This window comes from Sporomusa sp. (assembly GCF_057736855.1).
The window spans coordinates 1-1,626 of sequence record NZ_JBYKYF010000463.1 but is presented as its reverse complement, the minus strand read 5'-3'; the positions used below and the strand labels follow the sequence as shown (position 1 = coordinate 1,626).

The 1,626-nt window shown below is 37.2% G+C and carries 3 protein-coding genes; all 3 read left to right on the top strand.

Annotated elements, in window-relative coordinates:
* Positions 1-77 precede the first annotated feature (77 nt).
* On the top strand, positions 78-746 hold the full coding sequence (gene fliP, locus AC29Z1_RS17680; protein ID WP_488272748.1) for a flagellar type III secretion system pore protein FliP: 669 nt from the start codon (positions 78-80) through the stop codon (positions 744-746).
* Between the two features lie 12 nt (positions 747-758).
* Positions 759-1,028: a flagellar biosynthesis protein FliQ gene (gene fliQ / locus AC29Z1_RS17675; protein ID WP_011025700.1), complete on the top strand. Its 270-nt coding sequence runs from the start codon at positions 759-761 to the stop codon at positions 1,026-1,028.
* A gap of 6 nt (positions 1,029-1,034) precedes the next feature.
* On the top strand, positions 1,035-1,626 hold a 592-nt coding region (locus tag AC29Z1_RS17670; protein ID WP_488272747.1), incomplete at its 3' end, for a flagellar biosynthetic protein FliR.

Genomic DNA, 1,626 nt, shown 5'->3' with positions numbered 1-1,626 from the left:
AAACCAAAGAACTTTGCATCTGAACTAAACTTTTCTCTAGAAAGATTTAGAAACCTTTTTAAAAAAGATGGTGATAAATGATGGATTTAAGTAATTTGGTGTCCTCTGTTACTTCTCCTTCTAATTTATCTACGAGTTTGCAAATTGTACTTTTGCTCACAGTTTTGACCCTTGCACCTTCTATACTCATAATGATGACCTCTTTTACGAGAATAGTCATTGTGCTGGCCTTCTTGAGAAATGCTTTAGGGCTTCAGCAGATGCCGCCTAATCAGGTGTTGATTGGGTTGGCTTTGTTCCTCACCTTTTACATAATGGCACCTGTTGGATATGACATAAACAACAATGCCATAAAACCCTATGTGGAAGGTCAAATAAACCAGTATGAAGCTTATCAGAGAGCAATCAAACCCCTAAAAAACTTTATGTTAAGGCAGACAAGGCAAAATGACCTTGCGCTTTTTGTGAATCTCGCAAAGATTAAAGTAGACAAGGTAGAAGACCTCCCCATGAGAGTTGTAATACCTGCTTTTATAATAAGCGAGTTGAAGACAGCTTTTGAGATAGGATTTATAATCTACATCCCGTTTTTAGTAATAGATATAATTGTTGCCAGTGTGCTCATGTCAATGGGAATGTTCATGTTGCCACCTGTTTTGATATCTCTGCCATTTAAAGTGCTTCTTTTCATTCTTGTAGATGGGTGGAATTTGGTAGTTAAGTCTCTCATTTTAGGTTTTAGATAAGGGGATGAAAAAATGTCAAGTAGTATGGCGGTTGACCTTGGAAGAGAGGCTTTATCTGTTGCCTTGACAGTGGCAACTCCTATGCTGGCAGTAGCCCTTGGAGTTGGACTTCTTATAAGCATTTTTCAAGCAACAACGCAAATTCAGGAGCAGACTTTGTCTTTTGTGCCAAAAATCGTAGCTGTGCTTTTAAGTTTGATACTGTTTGGACCTTGGATGCTTACTACCCTTGTAAATTACACACAGCGCCTGTTTCTCAATATAAATAACTTCATAAAGTGATGTGCTATGGATGCGATGAGCTATATTTTGCAGAATGTACAGGTTTTTATATTACTTTTTGTAAGGATGCTAGGAATTTTTATACTCGCTCCTTTTTTTGGGACAAAGCACGTTCCAACTGTTTTTAAAATAGGTTTGGGTTTTTTTACATCTCTCATAGTATTTGATGTGATGCCACTTGTTCCTATATCCATAGACAATGTTTTGACATATTTTTTACTAGTGATTTCTGAATTCTTAGTAGGGCTTACAATAGGGCTTGCCTCCATGATATCTTTTAGCGCGGTGTATTTAGCAGGTCAGCTCATAGATTATCAGCTTGGCTTTGGGCTTGTAAACATTCTGGACATTCACAGTGAAGCACAGGTGCCTCTCATGGGCAATTTTATATACATCATGACAATTTTGATATTCATGCTGATGAACGGACATTATCTTCTTTTTACCTTTTTAGCAAAGAGCACCGAAATAATACCTATTGGGAAAGTTTATTTCGATTTATCAGGGATGTCACAGGTTTTAACTAAGATGGTATCAGACATGTTTGCGATAGGCTTTAGAATAAGCGCTCCTATAATTTTGACCACTGTTTTGACAG

Excerpts from the sequence above, each read along its gene's own strand:
- fliQ (WP_011025700.1), top strand. The coding sequence starts at position 759 with ATGTCAAGTAGTATGGCGGTTGACCTTGGAAGAGAGGCTTTATCTGTT.
- fliP (WP_488272748.1), top strand. The coding sequence starts at position 78 with ATGATGGATTTAAGTAATTTGGTGTCCTCTGTTACTTCTCCTTCTAAT.